Annotated in this window: 1 protein-coding gene; it reads right to left on the reverse strand. The window is 74.8% G+C overall.

Annotated features, from left to right (window positions below; genetic code table 11):
• Positions 1-302: tRNA ligase subunit PheS family protein (locus ACLBXP_RS25660; RefSeq protein ID WP_447670636.1), on the reverse strand; the 302-nt coding region annotated here is incomplete at both ends.

Here is a 302-nt window from a genome sequence, read left to right on the forward strand (position 1 = left end):
TCTCGCGCGCCGGGTGCCCGGGCGGGAAGTTGAGCGCCGTGAAGTTCAGCTCGTCCGTCTCGACGTCCGGACCCTCCGCCACCGAGAAGCCCATGTCGGCGGAGATCGCGGTGATCTCGTCGATCACCTGGCTGATCGGGTGGATGCGCCCGCGCGCCTCCGGCGCCTCCCGGAGCGGCAGCGTGACGTCGACGCGCTCGGCGGCGAGCCTGGCCTCGAGGGCCGCCCCGCCCAGCGCCGCCCGCTTCTGCGCCAGGGCATCCTGCACCCGGTCGCGCAGCCCGTTGATGAGGGGCCCCCGC

The sequence above is a fragment of the Methylobacterium sp. A54F genome, assembly GCF_053346035.1.